At 41.3% G+C, this 22,760-nt stretch carries 21 protein-coding genes and 4 tRNA genes; 22 read left to right on the forward strand and 3 right to left on the reverse strand.

Annotated elements, in window-relative coordinates; translation table 11 throughout:
- Nucleotides 1–148: 148 nt before the first annotated feature.
- Nucleotides 149–862 carry a DUF554 domain-containing protein gene (locus RSX31_RS16365; protein WP_148970553.1) on the forward strand — a complete coding sequence of 238 codons (714 nt, stop codon included), beginning with the start codon at nt 149–151 and terminating at the stop codon, nt 860–862.
- A 47-nt stretch (nt 863–909) separates the two neighbouring features.
- Here RSX31_RS16365 and yyaC read toward each other — a convergent pair whose 3' ends face one another.
- A complete protein-coding gene (gene yyaC, locus RSX31_RS16370; protein ID WP_148996229.1) occupies nt 910–1,530 on the reverse strand; it encodes a spore protease YyaC in 621 nt (206 codons plus the stop codon).
- Between the two features lie 260 nt (nt 1,531–1,790).
- Between yyaC and RSX31_RS16375 the strand changes: the two genes are divergently transcribed.
- The 11 genes from RSX31_RS16375 to dnaB all read left to right on the forward strand — a co-directional run bounded on the left by RSX31_RS16375 (nt 1,791) and on the right by dnaB (nt 13,159).
- Nucleotides 1,791–2,729 carry a mechanosensitive ion channel family protein gene (locus tag RSX31_RS16375; protein ID WP_315635220.1) on the forward strand — a complete coding sequence of 313 codons (939 nt, stop codon included), beginning with the start codon at nt 1,791–1,793 and terminating at the stop codon, nt 2,727–2,729.
- 14 nt (nt 2,730–2,743) lie between these two features.
- Nucleotides 2,744–2,944, forward strand: coding sequence for a DUF951 domain-containing protein (locus RSX31_RS16380; protein WP_148996231.1), 201 nt, complete (start codon nt 2,744–2,746; stop codon nt 2,942–2,944).
- A 244-nt stretch (nt 2,945–3,188) separates the two neighbouring features.
- A complete protein-coding gene (gene ychF, locus RSX31_RS16385; RefSeq protein ID WP_282138447.1) occupies nt 3,189–4,289 on the forward strand; it encodes a redox-regulated ATPase YchF in 1,101 nt (366 codons plus the stop codon).
- Between the two features lie 164 nt (nt 4,290–4,453).
- Nucleotides 4,454–4,741 carry a 30S ribosomal protein S6 gene (gene rpsF, locus RSX31_RS16390; RefSeq protein WP_034764776.1) on the forward strand — a complete coding sequence of 96 codons (288 nt, stop codon included), beginning with the start codon at nt 4,454–4,456 and terminating at the stop codon, nt 4,739–4,741.
- A 79-nt stretch (nt 4,742–4,820) separates the two neighbouring features.
- Complete coding sequence (gene ssb / locus RSX31_RS16395) at nt 4,821–5,336, forward strand: single-stranded DNA-binding protein (protein ID WP_034764778.1); 516 nt, start codon at nt 4,821–4,823, stop codon at nt 5,334–5,336.
- A gap of 41 nt (nt 5,337–5,377) precedes the next feature.
- Nucleotides 5,378–5,614 (forward strand): 30S ribosomal protein S18, encoded by a 237-nt coding sequence (gene rpsR, locus RSX31_RS16400; RefSeq protein WP_034764780.1) that lies wholly within the window; start codon nt 5,378–5,380, stop codon nt 5,612–5,614.
- Nucleotides 5,615–5,840: 226 nt separating this feature from the next.
- Complete coding sequence (locus RSX31_RS16405; protein ID WP_315635221.1) at nt 5,841–7,886, forward strand: methyl-accepting chemotaxis protein; 2,046 nt, start codon at nt 5,841–5,843, stop codon at nt 7,884–7,886.
- 323 nt (nt 7,887–8,209) lie between these two features.
- A complete protein-coding gene (locus RSX31_RS16410) occupies nt 8,210–9,133 on the forward strand; it encodes a YybS family protein (protein WP_315635222.1) in 924 nt (307 codons plus the stop codon).
- Between the two features lie 26 nt (nt 9,134–9,159).
- Complete coding sequence (locus RSX31_RS16415) at nt 9,160–11,133, forward strand: DHH family phosphoesterase (RefSeq protein ID WP_148996235.1); 1,974 nt, start codon at nt 9,160–9,162, stop codon at nt 11,131–11,133.
- Complete coding sequence (gene rplI, locus RSX31_RS16420) at nt 11,130–11,576, forward strand: 50S ribosomal protein L9 (RefSeq protein WP_315635223.1); 447 nt, start codon at nt 11,130–11,132, stop codon at nt 11,574–11,576. The genes RSX31_RS16415 and rplI overlap by 4 nt, the downstream gene beginning before the upstream one ends.
- 230 nt (nt 11,577–11,806) lie before the next feature.
- On the forward strand, nt 11,807–13,159 hold the full coding sequence (gene dnaB, locus RSX31_RS16425) for a replicative DNA helicase (protein ID WP_148996236.1): 1,353 nt from the start codon (nt 11,807–11,809) through the stop codon (nt 13,157–13,159).
- Between the two features lie 51 nt (nt 13,160–13,210).
- On the opposite strand, the gene RSX31_RS16430 is transcribed toward dnaB, so the two are convergent.
- A complete protein-coding gene (locus RSX31_RS16430) occupies nt 13,211–14,935 on the reverse strand; it encodes an ABC transporter ATP-binding protein (protein WP_315635224.1) in 1,725 nt (574 codons plus the stop codon).
- Between the two features lie 711 nt (nt 14,936–15,646).
- Here RSX31_RS16430 and RSX31_RS16435 point away from each other — a divergent pair.
- The gene (locus tag RSX31_RS16435; RefSeq protein WP_148996238.1) at nt 15,647–16,939 is read left to right on the forward strand and encodes an adenylosuccinate synthase; all 1,293 of its coding nucleotides are present in this window, start codon (nt 15,647–15,649) and stop codon (nt 16,937–16,939) included.
- A gap of 42 nt (nt 16,940–16,981) precedes the next feature.
- On the opposite strand, the gene RSX31_RS16440 is transcribed toward RSX31_RS16435, so the two are convergent.
- On the reverse strand, nt 16,982–18,004 hold the full coding sequence (locus RSX31_RS16440) for a potassium channel family protein (protein ID WP_148996239.1): 1,023 nt from the start codon (nt 18,002–18,004) through the stop codon (nt 16,982–16,984).
- A 131-nt stretch (nt 18,005–18,135) separates the two neighbouring features.
- On the opposite strand from RSX31_RS16440, the gene RSX31_RS16445 reads away from it, so the two are divergent.
- The 9 genes from RSX31_RS16445 (at nt 18,136) to RSX31_RS16485 (ending at nt 22,501) form a co-directional block, all read left to right on the forward strand.
- Entirely contained in the window at nt 18,136–18,600 is a 465-nt protein-coding gene (locus tag RSX31_RS16445) for a hypothetical protein (RefSeq protein WP_315635225.1), read from the forward strand.
- A complete protein-coding gene (locus RSX31_RS16450; protein WP_148970566.1) occupies nt 18,597–18,905 on the forward strand; it encodes a hypothetical protein in 309 nt (102 codons plus the stop codon). Before RSX31_RS16445 ends, RSX31_RS16450 begins: the two co-directional genes overlap by 4 nt.
- A 2-nt stretch (nt 18,906–18,907) precedes the next feature.
- The gene (locus RSX31_RS16455) at nt 18,908–20,149 is read left to right on the forward strand and encodes a glutathionylspermidine synthase family protein (RefSeq protein WP_315635226.1); all 1,242 of its coding nucleotides are present in this window, start codon (nt 18,908–18,910) and stop codon (nt 20,147–20,149) included.
- 15 nt (nt 20,150–20,164) lie between these two features.
- A complete protein-coding gene (locus tag RSX31_RS16460; RefSeq protein WP_148970568.1) occupies nt 20,165–20,578 on the forward strand; it encodes a DUF350 domain-containing protein in 414 nt (137 codons plus the stop codon).
- A 330-nt stretch (nt 20,579–20,908) separates the two neighbouring features.
- Complete coding sequence (locus tag RSX31_RS16465) at nt 20,909–21,874, forward strand: nuclease-related domain-containing protein (protein ID WP_315635227.1); 966 nt, start codon at nt 20,909–20,911, stop codon at nt 21,872–21,874.
- 188 nt (nt 21,875–22,062) lie between these two features.
- Nucleotides 22,063–22,138 (forward strand) — tRNA-Lys (locus RSX31_RS16470).
- Nucleotides 22,139–22,152: 14 nt separating this feature from the next.
- Nucleotides 22,153–22,224, forward strand: a tRNA-Glu gene (locus RSX31_RS16475).
- Nucleotides 22,225–22,321: 97 nt separating this feature from the next.
- Nucleotides 22,322–22,398 (forward strand) — tRNA-Asp (locus RSX31_RS16480).
- Nucleotides 22,399–22,428: 30 nt separating this feature from the next.
- A tRNA-Phe gene (locus tag RSX31_RS16485) sits at nt 22,429–22,501 on the forward strand.
- The last annotated feature ends 259 nt before the right edge of the window (nt 22,502–22,760 follow it).

Here is a 22,760-nt window from a genome sequence, read left to right on the forward strand (position 1 = left end):
TTTGGGAAAAGGACTGGCTTAAAAAGGTATACTTATACCTATTAAGCCAGTCCTCTTCCATATGGTACATAGAAGATACACTATTCTTTGGGAAATAATCATTTAAAAAGCAGGAATCAGAATTTTTCAGACAGATAAGGAGAACGTCATGGTACTATTAGGAACGCTGGTAAATGGAGTATGTATTATCATCGGAACTCTCCTGGGTAAAGTCCTTCATCGCATCCCGGAAGACATGAAGGGAACTGTCATGAAAGCGATTGGTTTAGCCGTCATCGTCCTTGGGTTACAGATGGGATTGAAAAGTGAAAATTTTCTCATTGTCATCATCAGCCTGGCACTCGGTGCTGCATGGGGAGAGTGGATGAACCTGGAGGACAAGCTTAACTCATTGGGTAACTGGTTGGAAAAGAAGCTGGGCAGTAATAAAGAAACATCCATTTCTCAAGGGTTTGTCACAGCTACCCTTATTTTTGTTATTGGAGCAATGGCTGTGATAGGTGCATTGGATAGCGGCATCAGGGGCGATCATGATGTTCTGCTGACAAAGTCGATCATTGATGGCTTTACATCACTGATCCTAACGACGACACTAGGAATTGGTGTCATGTTTTCGGCGATCCCTGTCGTCCTTTATCAAGGATTCATTGCCCTGTTTGCGACTCAAATTCATCAGTGGGTTCCAAAAGAACTGATGGATACCTATATTGTAGAGATGACCTCAACGGGAGGAATCATGATATTTGCGATTGGTCTCAATCTCCTCGGTGTAACAAAGATCAGAGTCGCCAATTTACTTCCCGGAATCATCGTAGTGGGATTAGTCGTAGGAATCATATACGCATACCAACTCTATATGTAATAAGTGAAAAGGGAGATGACCCGGAACGTATCTGGATCATCTCCCTTTTATTGCTGTAATTCCTCCCGCCATTTTTCAATACTGACGGCGTTGCGGCGTTCCACTGAATCGCCTGCCAGCACAATGGCCTCGGCAATCGTCTTGGCCATTTTCATCACAAGATTCAAACGTGTATTTTGTAACACAAAGAATTCCATAAATCCACTTACATTCACGATTCCGGTCAGGTGAATCTCACCAACCTCTGGTAACTCTTTATTTACGCCGGCACCAGGTTTTAATGGTCCCTCACTTAATTGAATGGCGCCGACACTTTTTAATCGACCGAGACAGGCATCTACACCGATAATAAAAGGATTGATATGTTTAGCGGCAATTTGACCGAGCTTCTCTTCCAGGTTTACTGCATGGATCGGATCATCCAACGTTCCATAGACATGAAATGGTTTGATACCTTGTTCTTCTATTAAGCTTCCAACTAATGGGCCTAATGAATCCCCTGTTGAACGGTCTGTGCCAATACATACGAAAACAATGGGTCTTGTACGATAGTAAGTGGGAAGCATCGACGACAATTGAACGGAAAGATCCTGTGCCGCACGCTCTTCCTGATGAAGGACTCTAAAGGGTTCAGATCTTCGTTCAAATAGTCCTTTTTTTAGATTCATCGCTTCCACTCCTTTGGATATGTTTAAAGGGAATTTTATAGTGAACATACTTTGTCGGACTGACTACCATAATCATATTTTCTAAGTATTATCAGTATACGGACGATTTCTTTTTTTCATACATAATATGGTTGGATTTTTCATAAAATAAAAATTTTCTATAAACTATAGTAATATGAGGTTATATCTACACAAGGAGAGGGAAAGTTGATAAAATAAGGAATACTTCTTATTGAATGATAAGTGGAGGTTCGGTATATATGTCGAGTACTAAAACAGAAGTTGAAGAAACAGTAGACAAAATAAAAGATAGTGAAGCAGCTCAAAAACTTATAGATAATGAATTATGGATTGCCCTGGGATCAGGTGCGATAAAAATTGTGGCGATCATGGTCATCACCTATATCGCTCTAAGGCTGGGAAGGTCAGCCATTCGAAATGTGTTCAGGGTCCGGTCCCGTTCACCTCTTAAGTTTACGGAGCGTCGCGAAGCCACGTTATCGAAACTATTAGAGAATGTATTGACCTATGTGATTTATTTCATTAGTTTAATGACGATTTTATCGACTCTTGATATTGATGTGAAAGGGCTGATTGCCGGTGCCGGGATTGTCGGTCTGGCGGTAGGTTTCGGTGCACAAAACCTTGTTCGGGACATCATCACGGGTTTCTTTATTATATTCGAGGACCAGTTTTCAGTCGGTGACTATGTTCGAATTGGTTCTGCTGAAGGTACTGTTGAAGAAATCGGCCTTCGTACGACAAAGATCAAGAGCTGGACCGGGGAATTACATATCTTCCCCAATGGTAATATTACAGAAGTAACGAACTTCTCCATTCACAACAGCATTGCGGTCGTAGATGTCAGTATTGCCTATGAAGAAAATATAGAAGAAGCAGAGAAAGTGATGCAGGAGCTTCTCCTTGCTTTACCGCAAAAGTATGAAGATCTGGTGAATCCACCTGAACTGTTGGGTGTTCAAACCCTGGGAGCTTCAGATGTGGTCATTCGGATCGTGGCTGAAACGGTTCCGATGAGACATTGGTATATGGCAAGAATGATCCGTAAAGAGGTTAAACTATGCCTGGATGAGCATGGTATCGAAATTCCATTCCCTCGTATGGTGATGTATTCACGTCAGGATCAGGAAGATATCAAACCCCGTGAAGAAAAACAAAGAAAACTTGAAAGCGAATAAGGAGGAGAAATCCAGTGGAGCCCAAGACATTCACATTAAATGATATTGTAGAAATGAAAAAGCCGCATCCATGTGGTACGAACCGCTGGAAAGTGATCCGTATGGGAATGGATATTCGCATCAAATGTGTTGGATGCGGTCACAGCGTCATGATTCCCAGAAAAGATTTTGCGAAAAAAATGAAAAAAGTCATCAGCAGCGGCGAGGAAGGATAAGTATTCTTTTTTTACCCATATTTCTTTTGACCTAATCCATCCTATGGTTAAATTGCCAAGGTTTAAGAGCATTCAGTCGGTTTCAGTCGATTGGATGCTCTTTTTAGTAAGCCATGCCGATGCCTGAAGCTTCACTTGTCTTTTCCCTCTATTATCTCTATAATTGTGAAAGGTTCGACCGTTTACTTATTTTCGATCTTACATGATTTTTAATAGATAAGAATTTAGATGAGGAGTGACCATAATGGCTTTAACAGCTGGTATTGTTGGATTACCTAACGTAGGGAAGTCCACTTTATTTAATGCAATTACAAAAGCAGGTGCAGAATCTGCCAACTATCCTTTCTGTACAATTGATCCGAACGTAGGAATTGTAGAAGTTCCCGATCACCGTTTAGATAAATTAACAGAGCTTGTAGAACCGAAGAAGACGGTTCCCACTGCCTTTGAATTCACGGATATCGCCGGGATTGTAAAAGGAGCGAGTAAAGGAGAAGGATTAGGGAATAAATTCTTATCTCATATTCGCCAAGTGGATGCAATCTGTCAGGTTGTGCGTTGTTTTGCGGATGATAATATCACACACGTTTCAGGTAAAGTAGATCCGATTGCGGATATTGAAGTCATCAACCTGGAATTGATCTTAGCTGACCTTGAAACAGTGGATAAGCGTCTCGCCAGAGTTCAGAAAATGGCCAAGCAAAAAGATAAAGAAGCAGTATTTGAGCATGATATCCTTGTGAAAATCAAAGAAGCTCTTGAAGCGGAGCAGCCGGCACGTACGGTTGAGTTCTCAGATGAACAAATGAAGCTTGTGAAACAGCTACACCTTCTGACTTCAAAGCCTGTATTATATGTAGCAAACGTAAGTGAAGATGAAATTGCCGACCCTTCTGACAACGAATATGTTCAGAAAGTACGTGAATTCGCTAAAGAAGACAATGCAGAAGTGATTGTTGTCTGCGCGAAAATCGAATCTGAAATTGCTGAGCTTGATGATGAAGAAAAAGCAATGTTCCTGGAAGAGCTGGGGATTGAAGAATCCGGTTTAGATCAGCTGATCCGCGCTACCTATTCTTTATTAGGACTGGCTACGTACTTCACAGCCGGCGTTCAAGAGGTCCGCGCCTGGACATTCCGTGAAGGGATGAAAGCTCCACAATGTGCCGGAGTCATCCATACCGACTTCGAAAGAGGCTTCATCCGTGCCGAAACAGTTTCCTATGAAGACCTTGTGGAAGCCGGAACAATGGGTGCAGCCCGTGAAGCAGGAAAAGTGCGATTAGAAGGTAAAGAATACCTCGTAAAAGACGGAGACATCATTCACTTCCGTTTTAATGTATAAATTTGTGAATGAAAGACTAGAGTTTCGATTCTAGTCTTTTTTTTACGTCATATTGCAATAATAGATAACCTGTGCTATAATTTTAATTCGTGAGTAATGAACGCATTGCTCCTTGTTCTTTCACAAAGAAAGGACCGCATAGACCACGAGGAGGTGACATTCAGATGAGAAAGTACGAAGTTATGTACATTGTCCGCCCAAACATTGACGACGAGTCAAAGAAAGCAGTAGTTGAGCGTTTCGATAACGTTTTAACAACTAACGGCGCGGAAATCATCGAGTCAAAAGATTGGGGTAAACGTCGTTTAGCGTATGAAATCAACGATTTTCGTGATGGTTTCTATCAACTAGTTAAGATGAGCGCTACTTCTGATGCAGTTAACGAATTCGATCGTTTAGCTAAAATCAGCGATGATATTATCCGTCATATCGTTGTTAAAGAAGAAGAATAATCCGTACGTTTTTTAAGATATACACTTCTATCATCTGTTTCACATGAAACAGTAAACTAGAAGGAAGGGGTTGATTCTGATGATGAACCGAGTTGTACTAGTAGGGCGTTTAACCAAAGACCCTGAATTAAAATATACTCCAAGTGGAGTGGCTGTTGCTTCGTTTACACTGGCTGTCAATCGTAGTTTTACGAATCAATCAGGAGAACGGGAAGCAGATTTTATTAACTGCGTTGTATGGCGTCGCCCTGCAGAGAATGTAGCAAACTTTCTTAAAAAAGGCAGCTTAGCTGGCGTTGACGGTCGTATTCAAACACGTAATTTCGAAGGACAGGATGGACGCCGTGTGTTTATGACGGAAGTTGTAGCAGAAAGCGTTCAGTTCTTAGAGCCGCGTAGTGCGAATCAAGGCGATCGTGGAGGAAGTCCGGGCTATTCGGGTGGAGGTCAACGCGACCAAGGAAATCCGTATAGTCAGAATCAGAATCAACAGCGCAACAACAATAATAACAACAACTATACACGTGTAGATGAGGATCCATTTGCAAATGACGGTCAGCCGATCGACATTTCCGATGATGATCTGCCATTCTAAACGAACGATAATGAATCCAAACAAGACAGGAGGCGAAACAAATGGCAGGAGGACGTAGAGGTGGACGTAGACGTCGTAAGGTGTGCTACTTCACAGCAAACGGAATTACACATATCGATTTCAAAGATGTAGATCTTCTTAAGAAATTCGTATCTGAACGTGGAAAAATTCTTCCACGTCGTGTAACTGGAACGAACGCTAAGTACCAACGTAAGTTGACTCGTGCGATCAAGCGCGCTCGTACAATGGCATTACTTCCATACGTTACTGGTGAATAATATCATCGGCTAAAGCAGCAGAGACTTGTCTCTGCTGCTTTTTTTTATGCCGTTTTTTAAACGGTGTGTATGAGATCTATCCTTCATCTGCTAAGTACCTCTTCGATTATCCTGTCCATCTTCACTTTGTTCTTGTAAATTCCCCTATACCTATAAAGAAATGGTGGAAAATGTCGATGAATAAGTGTATATATAGATAGTTTTGGCAGTTAGAGGGGGAATTTATGTGAAAAAGAAAAACAAAAGGAAACAGGGCTTTCTTCTATCATCCATTAGAATGAAGCTTATTGTAATCATATCCATTCTATTTATGGTTTCGTTAGCTATTATTATTTCAATTACAAGCTTGCAGACGAGAATGAAAACAGAGAAAGAGGTCATTGACCAAACTCAAGGGATTGTAGGAGAGCTAAATAATTCAGTGCAACTCTTTCTTGGACAATACGAAAAGAGTATTGATCAATATTCAATTTCCAACTCGTTAAAAGATTATGCAAAAGCACAATTGCAAACAGAATCTGCTGGTGAAAATACAGAGCTATTTGCCAATATTCAATCTGATTTTGATAATTACTTAAGCCTTTATGGGGAAGCTACTTCTATTTATTTCGCTTCACCAAATAAGAAATTGAAAATCGTTCCATCCGTCTCTCTGCCAAGTGACTTTGATCCAACAAGCAGGGATTGGTATAAAAACGCTGAGGAAGTAAGGGCTGGCGTGGTGTGGAGCGATCCTTACGTAGATACTGCAACGGAAGAATATATCATTACAGCCTCCAGAGCGATTGTTTCAGATAATAAAGTAGTAGGCGTTCTCGGTGTCGATATTAACTTGACGAAACTTACTGATCGAGTCTCAGAAATGGACATTGGGTTTAATGGCTATCCATTCCTGATTGGACTCGATGGTACAGCCATCGTTCACCCTACTAAGCGGGGGGAAGATCTGTCATCGCTACCTTTCATCGATAAAATGCTGACTTCTGAGAAGGAATCCGATACAATCCGATACGAACTGGACGGTGACGAAAAGGTATTGGTGTATAATACGGTACCCAAGACGAATTGGAAAGTGGGCTCTGCCTATAGTATGGAGGATCTTATTCAGTCATCGAAAGAAATCGAACGATTACTGATCGTGACAGCCCTCATTACTCTGGCTGTCATGTTGGTGTTAGTTGTGTTCATTTCTAATAAAATCACTAAACCAATCAAGCACCTTCAAAAAACGGTAACCGATGTCTCTACTGGAGATTTATCCATTCAGTCTGAAATTAATTCAAAAGATGAGACAGGATTACTAGCGTCCGATTTAAACAAAATGATCGTAAATATGAAAGATACGATACGAGTTGTCCAAGAATCGATTTATAATGTCCGAGAATCAGCTGAGGGATTAAGTGCCGTTTCTGAGGAGACAAATGCTTCAAGTGAAGAGATGGCAAAGGCTGTTTCCGAAATTGCGACAGGGGCTTCTCAGTCAGCAGCAGACTCTGACCGGGCTCATCATCAAACAGAGCAACTAGGAACAAGAATTAATGGAGTCTATGAAAAATCCAAAGCTATGTCTGAGATGGCTGGACAAGCAGATGTCATGAACCAGTCCGGGTTAAACCAGGTAAAAGAATTAGAAAATGCCTACCATTCTTCCAGTGAATACATCTCCTCCATGGAGAAAGTCATCTTTAGTTTGGAAGCAAAGGTGAAGACGATTGAATCGGTCATGGGCACAATAACGGATATTTCTTCTCAAACGAACCTCCTTGCATTAAATGCCAGCATTGAGGCGGCTAGAGCAGGTGAACACGGCAAAGGATTTGCTGTCGTGGCGGAAGAAGTACGAAAGCTTGCGGATCAGTCAGTGAAGGCAACCGAAGAAGTAAAACGAACCATTATAGAAATTCAACAAGGCTCTCATCAAGCGGTTGACGAAATGGTGAAAACGAAGGAGACCTTTGACGTTCAAAATGAAGTGATCCAAAAGACCAATCACGTTTTTGACCAAACCTCACAGTTAATGAAATCCATGCAGGATGAAATTGAAAGAATGTATGAGGAAGTTGGTCAAATCAATCTTGAAAAAGATGAAGTGGTCAACGTGATCCAGATGATGGCTGCTACAGCGGAACAAACGGCTGCTTCCTGCGAGGAAATGAGTGCCTCTACAGAAGAACAAGTAATGGCCGTCCAATCGGTTACACAAGCTGCTGAACGCTTAACAGACCTAAGTCAAGAGCTTCAGTCTTCAATCGAACGGTTTAAAATTTCATAATATTCATTAGAGGGTGGTCCTGATACATTGCTATTCTTTATCTACTGCGTATACTCCTTTTTAAAGTGAGTGCATACTAGAGTAGATAAAGAAAAGAAGCATGTAGAAGGGCTCCTTCTTTTTTGTTCAAAATGAAGTAAAATGAAAATAATAGTTATTCATATTGACAATTGCACAAGTTTAGTGGAAAGTAGCACAACAATGGCGGACATTAAAGAATGCTCGTCACCTTCGGATAAGGACCCGTTAGATGAAATCTATCTCCAAAATTGATATGATAGTGCTATTGCATGTTTTTGAATTTATCGTAAGGAGCGTTTCAATTGAAAAATCCCCGTGTGTTAACGGAAGGTGCGCTTATGCTCGCCATCTTTACTGTTTTACTGTTGTTGGCTTTATATGTTCCGCTAATCGGGACCCTTGCATTTTTCGTATTGCCCCTCCCTCTTATTCTGTTCAGTTCTAAGTATTCGTTACTGAATTCTTTATATGTATTGATCGGATCGTTAGGATTATCCTTCTTGTTTGGAGGGCTCATTGCGCTGCCTGTTGCCTTCATGGTTGCGACAACCGGGGTGGTGATTGGCTGGTGTGTGAAAGCGAAAGTAGATAAAATGAGGCTGTTTATGGCGTCAAGCCTCACACTTGTCATCAATATTGTGATTGGTTTTGTTTTTTCTATCCTACTTTTCAATGTTAATATTATAGAAGATAGCTTAGCTGAATCGAAGGCTGCTTATTATTCTTTACTTGAGAAGATTGGTCAAGCACCGGATAAGAGACTGGTGGAGAGTCTGGAGAACTCCATTGATCTCATTCAGACCTTGATGCCTACTTTGTTTGTGGGAATTGCTGTCGTAATGGCCCTGTTGTTCATGCTGATCAACTTTCCCATAATGAAGCGTTTAGGGAGAGATGTTCCCGTATTTAAACCATTTAGAGAATGGAAGCTTCCTAAGAGTATCCTTTGGTATTATTTACTTACCTTAGTTCTATCCATGATTCTGCAGCCGGAGAAAGGAACGTATGCTTATACGGCCCTTCTTAATGTTCTGTATGTATTGCAAACATTGATGGCGGTACAGGGCTTGTCTTTCCTCTACTTCTTCGCTCATATAAAAGGATGGTCAAAAGGAATTTTGGTATTAATTACAATCATTTCGATTCCTCTTCTTTATCTCGTGCGAATTTTAGGTATAATTGACTTAGGATTTGATCTAAGACAACGCCTACAACGCAAGTCATAGAAATTTAAGGTCCAGGAGCTGAAATCATGCCATCTTATTTTAATAAGCGAATGATCCGCTACCCATTGTACGGTCTTGCTATATTAACAGCTCTATTGTTAGTATCGGTTTCCTTTTACCAATGGATCATTTCGTTAATAGGGTTGATTGTCTTTGGAATCGTGTATTTTCTCGCTTTCTATTTTGAGAGAAGATCGCACGAAGAAACAGAGGAGTATATCTCCACTTTATCCTATCGTGTAAAGCGTGTAGGGGAAGAGGCGTTAATGGAGATGCCCATTGGGATCATGCTGATCAATGATGAATATTACATAGAATGGACGAATCCTTTTCTGGCCTCTTGTTTTAATGAAGATACAGTCGTTGGAAGATCCTTATACGATGTGGCAGAAACTCTAGTCCCATTAATCAAGCAGGAAGTAGATTCAGAAATCGTGACGATTAATGAGAGAAAGTATCATGTCGTATTGAAGCTCAAAGAAAAACTTCTCTATTTCTTTGACGTCACGGAACAAAAAGAAATAGAAAAACAATATCATGATGAACGCACGAATATTGGCATCATCTTTCTAGATAACTATGATGAATTAACGCAAGGGATGGACGATCAAACAAGAAGCAGCTTGAATAGTTTAGTGACGTCCATTCTGAATAAGTGGGCGAAAGAATATGGTGTATTCTTGAAGCGGGTCTCTTCTGAGAGGTTCATCGCCGTCATTAATGAAAAGATCCTTCAAGTATTGGAGAAGGAAAAGTTCGGTATATTGGATGATGTCCGGGATACCACAGCCAAGCAAAATGTACCTTTGACTTTAAGTATTGGTGTAGGGACTGGGGTTTCTTCCCTGCCTGAACTGGGTACCCTTGCCCAATCAAGCCTGGATCTCGCTTTAGGTCGTGGAGGAGATCAGGTGGCCATTAAGCAAACCAATGGAAAGGTTAAATTCTACGGTGGAAAAACCAATCCAATGGAAAAACGTACCCGTGTACGTGCCAGAGTCATTTCCCATGCACTAAAGGAAATCATGCTCGAAAGTGACAAGGTCATCATTATGGGACATAAACATCCCGACATGGATGCCATTGGAGCTGCCATCGGCATTCGTAAAGTGGCTCAAATGAATCAGCGTGAAGGATACGTTGTCCTAAACTTTAATGAAATTGATAATGGTGTGAAACGATTGATGAAGGAGATAAAAGTAAATTCAGATCTTCATTCCCGATTCATCACCCCTGAGGAAGCAATCGAAATGGCGACAGAGGATACACTGCTCGTGGTCGTCGATACCCACAAGCCGTCCCTGGTCATTGAAGAAAGGCTTCTAAACAAAATGGATAAAGTCGTGGTGATCGATCATCATCGACGTGGCGAAGACTTTATTAAGAACCCATTGCTTGTTTATATGGAGCCATATGCTTCTTCAACAGCAGAACTTGTGACGGAGCTATTGGAATATCAGCCTAAACATGAAAAAATCACGATGCTTGAAGCCACCTCCCTCCTGGCAGGAATCATTGTCGATACGAAGAGCTTTACGCTTCGAACGGGATCGAGGACCTTCGATGCTGCTTCTTATTTAAGGGCACAAGGAGCAGATACCGTATTGGTACAAAAGTTTCTGAAAGAGGATGTCGATACCTATATCAAACGTTCAAGGTTAATCGAATCGGTTAAATTTTTCCGTGAAGGCGTTGCGATTGCGAAAGCAGAGGAGGATGTCATCTATGATCCCGTCTTGATTGCACAGGCAGCGGATACGTTATTGACCATGGATGAAGTGATAGCTTCCTTCGTCATCTCCAAGCGGGATCCGGAAACAATCGGGATCAGTGCCCGTTCTTTAGGTGACGTAAACGTACAAATCATTATGGAAAACTTAAACGGTGGAGGTCATTTAACCAACGCCGCTACTCAAATAAAGCAAGCATCTGTACTAGAAGCTGAAGAACAGCTGAAGGAAGCATTAAATGATTATTTTGAAGGGAGAAAAGAGATATGAAAGTAATTTTCTTAAAAGACGTTAAAGGTAAAGGGAAAAAAGGAGAAGTAAAAAACGTAGCAGATGGCTATGCACATAACTTCTTATTAAAAAAAGGCTTGGCCGTTGAAGCAACAAATGCAAATATGGGTCAGCTAGAGGGTCAAAAGAAGAAAGAAGAGCAACTGGCTCAGGAAGAATTTGAAGAGGCAAAACGATTAAAAGCGACTTTAGAAGAAATCACGGTTGAAATGAAAGCAAAATCCGGTGAAGGTGGTCGTTTATTCGGTTCCATCACAAGCAAGCAAATTGCGGATGGGTTGAAAAAAGCACATGACATCAAAATCGATAAACGTAAAATTGAAATGAACGATGCCATTCGTGCCCTAGGCTATACGAATGTCCCTGTGAAGCTTCATACGGATGTTTCAGCTACCTTAAAGGTACATGTAACAGAAGAGTAAGATTCTATCAGAGAAAATATACGAAATTTGGTAACTTCATTTTGAGAAAAACATGTTAAAATGAATATAGCTTGATAAAAAATGTGATCTGGATACTATCCCGATCACATTTTTTCGGTAGGACTAAATTCTTATTTTTATATAGATTAAGGTGTTAACTTTGACGCAGGCAGCAGATGCCTTTAGACGTCTGTTGCCCCTTCGCAGTTTGAATTGGAGGTTATGCATAGATGAATGAAGTGTTCCAGGATAGGATTCCACCTCAGAATATTGAGGCAGAACAAGCGGTATTAGGAGCTATTTTCCTAGAGCCCAGCGCATTAACGACCACATCAGAAATATTGATTCCAGAGGATTTTTATCGTCATTCTCATCAAAAAATATACAATGTCATGCTGAATTTGGGAGACGGGGGAAAAGCCGTCGACTTAATTACAGTGACAGAAGAGCTTGCTGCAGCCAAAGAGCTTGAAGATGTTGGCGGGGTCGCTTATTTAAGTGAGCTTGCAGCCTCAGTTCCGACGGCTGCAAATATTGAATATTACGCAAAGATCGTGGAAGAAAAATCATTACTGAGACGATTGATCCGTACAGCGACGGATATTGCTTCTGACGGCTATGCCCGCGAGGATGAAGTCGACAGCCTTCTGAGTGAAGCGGAAAAAAACATCATGGAAGTCGCACAACGAAAAAATGCCGGTGCATTCCATAATATTAAAGATGTCCTTGTCAGAACCTATGACAACATCGAAACCTTAACGAATCGTAAAGGTGATGTAACAGGGATTTCAACGGGGTTTGCAGACCTTGACCATATGACAGCCGGTTTCCAGCGAAATGACTTGATCATTGTGGGAGCCAGACCTTCCATGGGTAAAACAGCTTTCGCCCTGAATATCGCTCAAAACGTCGCCGTTAAAGCGAAAGAAAACGTCGCGATCTTCTCCCTGGAGATGGGTGCTGAGCAGCTCGTTATGCGTATGCTGTGTGCAGAAGGCAATATTAATGCCCAAAACCTTCGAACAGGTGATTTAACCGATGAAGACTGGAGAAAGCTTACGATGGCAATGGGAAGCCTCTCGAATGCCGGGATCTATATCGATGATACGCCAGGTATTAAAGTGGGGGAAATTCGTTCTAAATGCCGACGTCTCGCTCAGGAGCATGGGCTTGGAATGATCCTCATTGACTACTTGCAGCTCATTCAGGGGAGCGGGCGTTCAGGAGAAAACCGTCAGCAGGAGGTTTCTGAAATCTCCCGTTCCCTTAAAGGACTGGCCCGTGAGCTTGAAGTTCCGGTTATCGCCTTGTCTCAGCTCTCCCGTGGCGTGGAACAGCGTCAAGATAAGCGTCCTATGATGTCTGATATTCGTGAATCAGGAAGTATCGAGCAGGATGCGGATATCGTAGCCTTCTTATACCGTGAAGATTACTATGACAAAGAAGCGGAAAACAAAAATATTATCGAAATCATCATTGCCAAGCAACGTAACGGTCCGGTTGGAAACGTGTCCCTTGCGTTTGTGAAGGAATACAATAAATTCGTGAATCTGGAGCGGCGATTTGACGACGCTCCGGCTTAATAGAAAAAATCCAAGCCCTGCTGATGCAGATGCTTGGATTTTTTTTTATTTTTATAGAATGGTTGCATGCTGATGAGCATGAAGTCTTGTAAAGATACCGTCCTCTCTCGAGAGCAGTTCCTCATGAGTACCATCTTCAGCGATGCCGTTTTCGGTGACGACCATAATGCGGTCAGCCTTGCGGATCGTCGCTAATCGGTGGGCAATGACAAGCGTGGTCCGATCTTTTGCCAATTCATTTAAAGCGTCTTGGATGATCGCTTCCGTTTCCGTATCCAGAGCGGAGGTGGCTTCATCCAGAATCAAGATTCGTGGATTCTTCAGGAACATACGGGCGATGGATAAGCGCTGCTTTTGACCACCGGACAGCTTCAGTCCTCTTTCCCCTATTTGAGTATCATATCCTTCTGGAAGGGAGGCAATGAGATCGGTCAGATGAGCACGTCTCGTTGCCTCTTCAATCTCTTCCTGTGTAGCATCAAGTTTTCCATATGCGATATTTTCCCGAAGAGTCCCGGTGAATAAGAATACATCCTGCTGAACGATTCCTATTTGAGCACGCAGGGATTCCTTCGTCATCTCCCTGATATCGATGCCATCAATGGTGATGGCTCCTTCTTCAATATCATAGAAGCGTGGAATCAAGGAGCAGATCGTTGTTTTCCCTGCACCTGATGGCCCGACAAACGCCACGGTCTGCCCTGATTGAATGGTAAAGGATAGATCCCTTAAAATAGGGCGGTTCGACTCATAACCAAACGTAACGTCGTCAAAAGCAATATCACCACGTAGAGTGGGTACTTCTATGGCATGTGGACGATTTTCAATATCAGGTTCCATATCCATTAGTTCAGTGAAGCGTTTGAAGCCGGCCATTCCCTTCGGATATAACTCAAGGAGGGCTGATATCTTGTCGATCGGTTTAAACAGGACATTGATATAAAGAATAAAGGCAACAAGTTCTCCATAAGAGAGCACTCCGGAAAAGCTTAACCACGCTCCGTACACAAGAATGATCAAGGTCATCAATCGAGTCGTAATGTAGATACCGGATAAATTCACGCTCATCACGTTATACGCTTTCAGCTTGGATTTGCGGAAGAATTGATTATTTTCATTGAATCGTTCCATTTCATATGATTCGTTCGTAAAAGACTGAACCACTCTCGCTCCGGAAACGCTGTCTTCAACGCGGCTGTTTACATCGGCGATATTTCCGTACATTTTTGTCCAGGCTTTATTCATTTTTATATTCGAATAAGAAATAAGCCACACAAGAAATGGAACAATAATAATAGCAACAAGGGCAAGCTCCATATTAATTGTAAGCATGATCCAAAATGCACCAATGAAGGTCATGACCGCGATGAACAGATCTTCAGGTCCGTGATGGGCAAGTTCCCCTATGTCCATCAGATCGTTTGTCACACGACTCATAATATGACCCGTTTTCGTGTTATCAAAGAAACGGAAGGATTGTCGTTGAACATGGTGAAACAATTCCCGTCTCATATCCGTTTCGATATTGATCCCGAGCTTATGTCCCCAGTAGTTCACGACAAACTGCATACTCGAACTAAGTAGGTAAAGAACAAGCAGGCCGGCGGAAACCGCCAATATGGTACTCCAGTTTCCCTCAGGCAATAGGGAGTCGATAAACCATGAAACCGCCATGGGAAACCCTAATTCTAAAAGCCCGACCAACACGGCACAGGCAAAATCAATGTAAAAAAGCCGCTTATGGGGCCGGTAATAGCTGAAAAAACGTTTAATCATCACATCGTCACCTCAGTATTCAATTGTATGTAAAATTCAAAATGCTTATTTTAGATTAGCAAAAGTTTCTAAATTGCGCTATCATAACTTTCTGTTAATGCTCGTTACGTAAACATGCTTAATACTTCATTCAAATGCTCTGTTCAATTTAGCAAACTGTTTGATTGTCAGTGGATTCTCTCCCTTTCCGCGGACGACCGGTCATGCCTCCTCGCATTCGCTGCGGAGTTCTTGACCCGCCTATTTTTAATAGGAGTCTAGCAAATCCCCTGACAATCTCTATGGAAGAGTAATGGAACGAAGCAAATAGTTGAGCTATCATAATGAGGCTAATTTGGTGTTCATCTGTAAATAGTTTGTATTTTGGAACAGACTATCTTCAATAGAGCTTTCTGTGATTGTCTATCCATATTTATAGGTTAGTAAGAGTGTAGAAGTGCAGAGTGGATTGTAGCGGAAAGCAAGTGCCTGGAGCGGAAAGGAACGGTCCCTGTTTTCACACTATCACTATTCGCTTTTAGTTGAGCCTTTTTATTTGTCTCAAAATTCTTAAACTACAGGATTTTCGGGACAAAAGCCCGAAATTATACGAACATAAATATAATCACCCATATAAACGTTCGTGTTTTCATTGACTTTCCTTTTTAGTGTTGATAAAATGAGTTTGTTTGATAAAAGAGGGAATACTAATTCCCGTCGGAGGTGCTTAATATGTCTTCAGTAGTAGTAGTAGGTACGCAATGGGGAGACGAAGGAAAAGGAAAGATCACTGACTTCCTTTCTGAACATGCAGAAGTTATCGCGCGTTACCAAGGTGGGAACAACGCGGGTCATACGATTAAGTTTGACGGAGAAACATATAAATTACACTTAATTCCATCTGGTATTTTCTATAACGAAAAAACATCCGTAATCGGAAATGGGATGGTTGTCGATCCTAAAGCTCTTGTGAAAGAGTTAAAGTATCTTCACGATCGCGATGTGAAAACAGACAACCTGCGAATCAGCAACCGTGCACATGTGATTCTTCCATACCACTTAAAGCTTGATGAAATTGATGAAGAACGCAAAGGTGCCAATAAAATCGGTACAACGAAAAAAGGAATCGGTCCTGCTTATATGGATAAAGCGGCACGTGTCGGAATCCGTATCGCAGATCTTCTGGATCGTCAATCTTTTGAAGAAAAGCTTGCTCGTAACCTTGAAGAGAAAAACCGCCTTTTTGAAAAATTCTATGAAACAGAAGGCTTCAACATTGAAGATATTCTGGATGAGTACTATGAGTATGGTCAACAAATTAAGCACTATGTTGTGGACACATCCGTTGTATTGAACGATGCCATCGATAACGGTCGCCGCGTTTTATTTGAAGGGGCTCAAGGGGTTATGCTTGATATTGATCAAGGTACATATCCATTTGTTACTTCTTCTAACCCGGTAGCTGGTGGAGTAACAATCGGTTCTGGAGTAGGCCCGACAAAAATCAACCACGTAGTTGGAGTATCAAAAGCTTACACAACCCGCGTTGGGGACGGACCTTTCCCGACGGAACTCAAGAACGAAATCGGAGACAAAATCCGTGAAGTAGGACGTGAGTACGGAACAACGACTGGCCGCCCTCGCCGTGTCGGCTGGTTCGACAGCGTGGTTGTACGTCATGCACGTCGTGTTAGTGGTTTAACAGATCTTTCATTAAATTCAATCGATGTATTAACTGGAATCGAAAACTTAAAAATCTGTGTTGCGTACAAATACAAAGGTGAAGTCATGGAAGAATTTCCTGCTAACCTGAACATTCTAGCTGAATGTGAACCAGTATATGAAGAGCTTCCAGGATGGACAGAAGACATTACAGAATGTAAAACGTTAACGGATCTGCCAGAGAATGCACGTCACTACTTAGAGCGCGTATCTCAATTAACTGGTATCCCTCTTTCCATCTTCTCAGTTGGTCCTGACCGCTCTCAAACAAATGTAGTTCGCAGCGTGTGGAGCCCGAATTAATCAACATAAAAAACTCTCAGCCATTTAGAGGCTGAGAGTTTTTTATTGATTTAATTGTTCGTACACTCTGTCATGACATACGACATAAAGAACGTCATCAGCATGCAGTTCCCGGTTCATGGCATCGGTGAAATCCATATTATCATTCACGGCGAGCAGAATAGCTCCCTTTTCAAGCAGCTCCTCAGAAGCCTGCTTGATGGTTTTCCAATTCTCTTTTACACTGAATTCGTGAATATTATTGCCGTATCGTTTACTGAGTAACTGTCTGAATAAATTGGTCGTTCCAGGATGAAGTGTTGCTTTTGCCATTAATAAAGAAACGGAATCATTGGATAAGATAAAGTCCTCAACGGCAATATGCTGGAATTTAGGAATGTGACGGTCCTCTGACACTTCCACAATCGTGTGGACTGATTTCTCATGCGTCTTAGATAATCCCTCAACGGCAGACGCAATCAATAAGGTTTTCCCATCTACAAGGGACGGATCTTCAATCTTTGAATCGGAGAAAATCGCGACTCGTTTCGCCTCAAAGATATTGGCTTTCAATAATACGTTTTCATCTGAAGGATCGCCTTGAATGAAATGAACCTGTTCATGCTCAATGGGTGTGATGGGAAGCATGTCAATAAGGACGATTTCAGCGTCTGGCACATGAGCAAGGATTTCCTCAATGGCTCTCTCTGTTTTCTTCGACCAATTGATATAGATATAATGATCTTCATATGTATACACTAACTTTCCCTCCCTCTTGAATTTCTGAAATGTGGTAATGGAATCAACGGTTTTACTGATCAACACCCCAATAATCCCGATTCCAAAGATAAACAGGAAGATTCCCAACAATCTTCCTCCCACCGAAACGGGAAAATAATCTCCGTATCCGACAGTGGTCAAGGTCGTCATCGTCCACCAGAACCCATCAAAAAGCGTAGGAAATGTTTCAGGCTCCAAAAAATGGCTGCCAAAGGTTCCAAACAGGATAATAATCAGGGATAATAGAAGAATGAAACCGAAGTCCATCTTCGTGATCTGTTTCCAAAGCCTTTGAAATATAATCATACATACCCTCCTTACGAAAAAAATCATAGTTCAATAATACCAATGAATCCCTGTGGAATGAAACCTTTTCCTCAGTGGTTCGTATATTTATAGAAATCATATCCTTCCAATCAGGAGGCTGGTGTCGACAAATGAAACAACAAGTACTGGAATACCGTTTACGAAAAGGCAATGATACGTATGAAGCGATCTATCATTACCCTGATATCGAATTAGAACAAATCCTGGCAAGAAGGGAATGCGAATTTTTTGTAAAAGAAGGTGTGACGTATCGTCAGCTTTCTTCAGCCATTGAAGGGAATCAATTTATACTATATGTAGAAACGTATGAAGAAGAACCTGTTACGGATCCCCTATTTCCACCTGAAGGATTGGTGCTGGAGATTCGCGAATTGAATCCGCGAAGCAACCACCCGATTTTAAAAATAGAACACCATGATTACCATCTCGATATTCTAAGTGTCATCGGTTCTGTTTATTATTATATTGAGGGGGCTGAATGGGAGCGTGATTCTGCTGAAATCGATGAGGATCGGTATGTGTATATATTATATGTAAAAGCAACGGGCTATAAGCTAGAGGAGGAAAGCCGATGAACAAAACGAAAAAAATGATGGCAGGTGTCGCAGCATCCGTAATGGCGATATCTGTGACCGGCTGCGGAAATCAGGACCTGCCTCCTGAACCGACTGATGTTGACTGTGACGACTGGGATTGGGATGACGAAAGCGGCACGTATTATTGTGATGACGACCGCTCATCTAATTTCGGCTACTATTACTTCGCCGGAAGAATGTTTAAAAACAAATCCAGCCTGAAAAATTTCTCGAGCTATAAATCCTATTCCAAGAGCTACAAATCAGGAATCGGAAGCGGCTCAAAAGGCGGATTCGGAGGATAACCATGACAGCCTCTCACCGTGAAAAAAGAAACTCGTTCTATCAGACCATTCCGGAATTTTGGCATGATTTATATGACATGGAGTACTCGTTATTGGATATTAAGATGGAATCACGTGACACGATTTCAGCGATACATGAAGCATCCCGAAGAGTGTACACTATTTATCAAAAAAGTGCGGATCTACTTCGTGAACTGGAAGATGATACTCTTCTGGAGCTGGGTTTTCCAAAGGAATCCCTTGCCTATATAAAATTTAAATCCATTGCTCAAGAGTGCATTGTTGGTCGCTTTGATTTCGTTGTAAGTGATGGGGAAATCAAACTATTAGAATTCAATAGCGACACCCCCACCTTTATCAAAGAGCTTTACCATGTGAATGAAAAGGTTTGTCAGTATTTCGGGTGTTCAAATCCTAATGAGGGATTCGAGGTGGGATTAGCGAAAGAGCTAAAGCGGGCACTCTTATCTTCCTGGAAGTCTTTGCAACGGGAAGGAGAACCAAAGATCGTCTTCACCTCTCACCAGGATCACGAAGAGGATCACCTGACAACAAAATATCTACAAAAGCTTTCAGGTGTTCCGTCTGAATATGTAGGTCTGGATCAGCTGCAGATTAGAGAAGATGGTCTTTATACTCCTAAAGGGGAGCGGATCGACGTATTGTACCGGCCAACGTATCCTATCGAACATCTCATTGATGACAGGGACCCTCTTACAGAAGAACATGTAGGCTTAGACCTGATGCAAATGGTATTGGAAAGAAAGGTTGCCATCTTGAATCCTCCCTCCGCTTTTTTACTCCAGTCTAAAGGAGTTCAAGCACTTATATGGGGTCTTCATGAAGCATGTAGTGCCTTCTATACAGATGAGGAACATCAATGGATCGAACAATACTTTCTTCCAACATACTTAGATTCTGATCAATTCGAGAAGAATGGGATCACCTACGTTCAAAAGCCTGCATTTGGCCGTGAAGGAGATACGGTCAAGATCATTGAAGCGACAGGAAAGATCCTTTTAGAAGACAAAAAAGAAACCTATAAGCAGACCCTGCCAGTATTCCAACAATTTATCCCTCTGCCTGTTGCTGCGATTAAGACGGATGAAGGAATAAAGAATGCAAGCTTGATGGTCGGCAGTTTCATAATTAATGGCACGGCCGGTGCAATCGGAATACGGGCTGGTAACGCCATTACCGATAACGAATCATACTTTCTGCCTGTAGGGTTACAGGAGAAATAAAAAGGAGAGAAACTCATGCAAATCATAACAAGTGAAGCACTACTCAGCTTTCTGGCTCACGTCGGAACGGGCCTTGGACTGATGATCCTCGGAATCACCGTTTTCGCCTTTACCACCAAATTCTCAGAAGCTACCTTAATCAGGGAAGGAAACATTGCCGTAGCCCTAAAACTATGGGGAAAAGCCATCGGACTCGCCATCGTCATCTACACCGTCTGGGCTAACAGCCTGAATTTGCTTGACGCCTTTATCTGGGGACTCATCGGTATCGCGACTCAAGTCATCGCCTACTGGATCATCGAGTACGTTCTGACACCTAAGACGAATTTAGCAAAGAAAGTGGAAGAAGGTAATATTGCCATCGGATTCAGCCTTTTCTCAGCTGCGATTGTAGTGGGATTGGTTGTGGCTGCTAGTTTGACTTATTAAGGGTTGATTTGATATGAAGATCTGCTGCTGGAGCGTTGTGTTGGTGCTTTGGTGGCGGGTCTTTTTTATTCGATAGTACACATATATAGAAGAGGTAATTTGGAATTGATAGGTGCAGAAAGAGTGGAAAATGAAAGTTACAAATAAATATTCAGAGTTGAAAATAATGTTATAAAAGTTGAAAATAAAATTAAAAAGTTGAAAACAAATAGTGGGAAGTTGAAAATAAAAATTTTTCACTTCCCATATTCATAAAAATCTCCTTTGAAAAAGAGGATTTTCTTATAAAATGTAGAATATACTTTAGAAAATCTGAATTGGAGTGATGAAATGGTCAGTAAAGAACGCCCCTTTCCTATTAAAATTCAAAAATTGCAAGTCCTCCTTGATAGACTCCTTTTAAATCATGCAAAGACCCCCATCATAAAAGACAATCTATCAAAAAGTTTAGCTGGATATTATGGTGAGAAATCCATCGACTATTATTTAAATCTCCTCCCTAGCGAACATTTTTATATTCTTCATGACCTCCGGCTTTTTGTTAACGGTCGTTATTTTCAAATTGATACATTATTATTAACAAACCGTTTTGCAATCATAATTGAGGTGAAAAATATAGCAGGGACAGTCGACTTTGATACTACCTTCAATCAGATGATACAACTGAAGAATGGCGTGGAAATTGCCCTACCTGATCCAACTATTCAAGTCAATATGCAGGAATCTCAATTTAGAAAATGGTTAAACCATCATCATTTACCCCTAATACCTATCCGCACTATCATTGTTATCAGTAATCCTCACACCATTATCCGTTCAGATGACAAGGATATAAGTCTACAAGTCATCCACGCAGCTTCTCTACCACAAAAAATCTCTCAAATAGAAAATGCACTCCCAAAAAGCATTCTACTAGATAAGGATATTAGAAAGATAATTGAACTTATTAATAAACACGATACACCTCTAAATCCATCAGTTCTTGAACATTATAAAGTTGGTAGGAATGAAATATTGAAAGGAATCTTTTGTGAAAACTGCAAATACCGTCCCTTAAATAGAGTATATGGATCATGGTATTGTCCTTTGTGCAGAACTAAGTCCAAATGGGCCCATCTTCTAGCACTAGAGCAATATTATTTGCTATTTGGAGAAAAAATAACTGGACAACAACTAAAAGACTTTTTAGTCATCTCATCTTCTGCTCTTGCAACCAGAATTCTGAATACAGTAAGCATCGAATCCCATGGTATAGGAAAAGGAAGGATTCATACATTGCCATTTAAACAAAAGTAGAAAAGTGAATAGGGAAATGCACCTCCCCAAACAGGTGCATTTCCCCATGATTATTCCCCAAGAAATAATTTTCGACAATAAATCCAAAAAAACTATTGCCCTCGACATTCATACTGTGATAATATTAATTTCGTTGTCATGAAAGCGGCTTTGATCAAGCTTGCTATTCGTGTTTATATATATACTTAGAGCCATTAGCTCAGTTGGTAGAGCATCTGACTTTTAATCAGAGGGTCGAAGGTTCGAATCCTTCATGGCTCACCATTTTTTCTCTATATGGCCCATTGGTCAAGCGGTTAAGACACCGCCCTTTCACGGCGGTAACACGGGTTCGAATCCCGTATGGGTCATTATTATTTTCTCAAAGTGATAAATAGTGTTGCTTTCAAGAGAATATTAAACTAGTGTAAGTTGATAGTTAGCTATTTTGCTATCGCAAAAATTTTTGGTCCGGTAGTTCAGTTGGTTAGAATGCCTGCCTGTCACGCAGGAGGTCGCGGGTTCGAGTCCCGTCCGGACCGCCATTTACATAATAGATTCTTTTAAAACGATATGGCTCAGTAGCTCAGTTGGTAGAGCAATGGACTGAAAATCCATGTGTCGGCGGTTCGATTCCGTCCTGAGCCATCTTACAAAAAGTACTGCGACGACTTTGACTCTCGTAGTACTTTTTTATTTGTCTTTGTAACACTATTGTAATAAAACATAATAAAATCCCTCTAATTTTTACCATCATTGTTTCAACGGCTCATCCACCTTTAGACCCACGCAATTCCCACTGTGACGCTAAAAACGCCATTGAAGCGCTTTCTTTGAGCTCTAATCAATTATACAGTTTTATTACAATCGTGATTCTGTGTCCCGGATTTCGTCGAATTATGGTAAA

Source organism: Rossellomorea yichunensis (genome assembly GCF_032337515.1).
Lineage (GTDB): Bacteria > Bacillota > Bacilli > Bacillales > Bacillaceae_B > Rossellomorea > Rossellomorea yichunensis.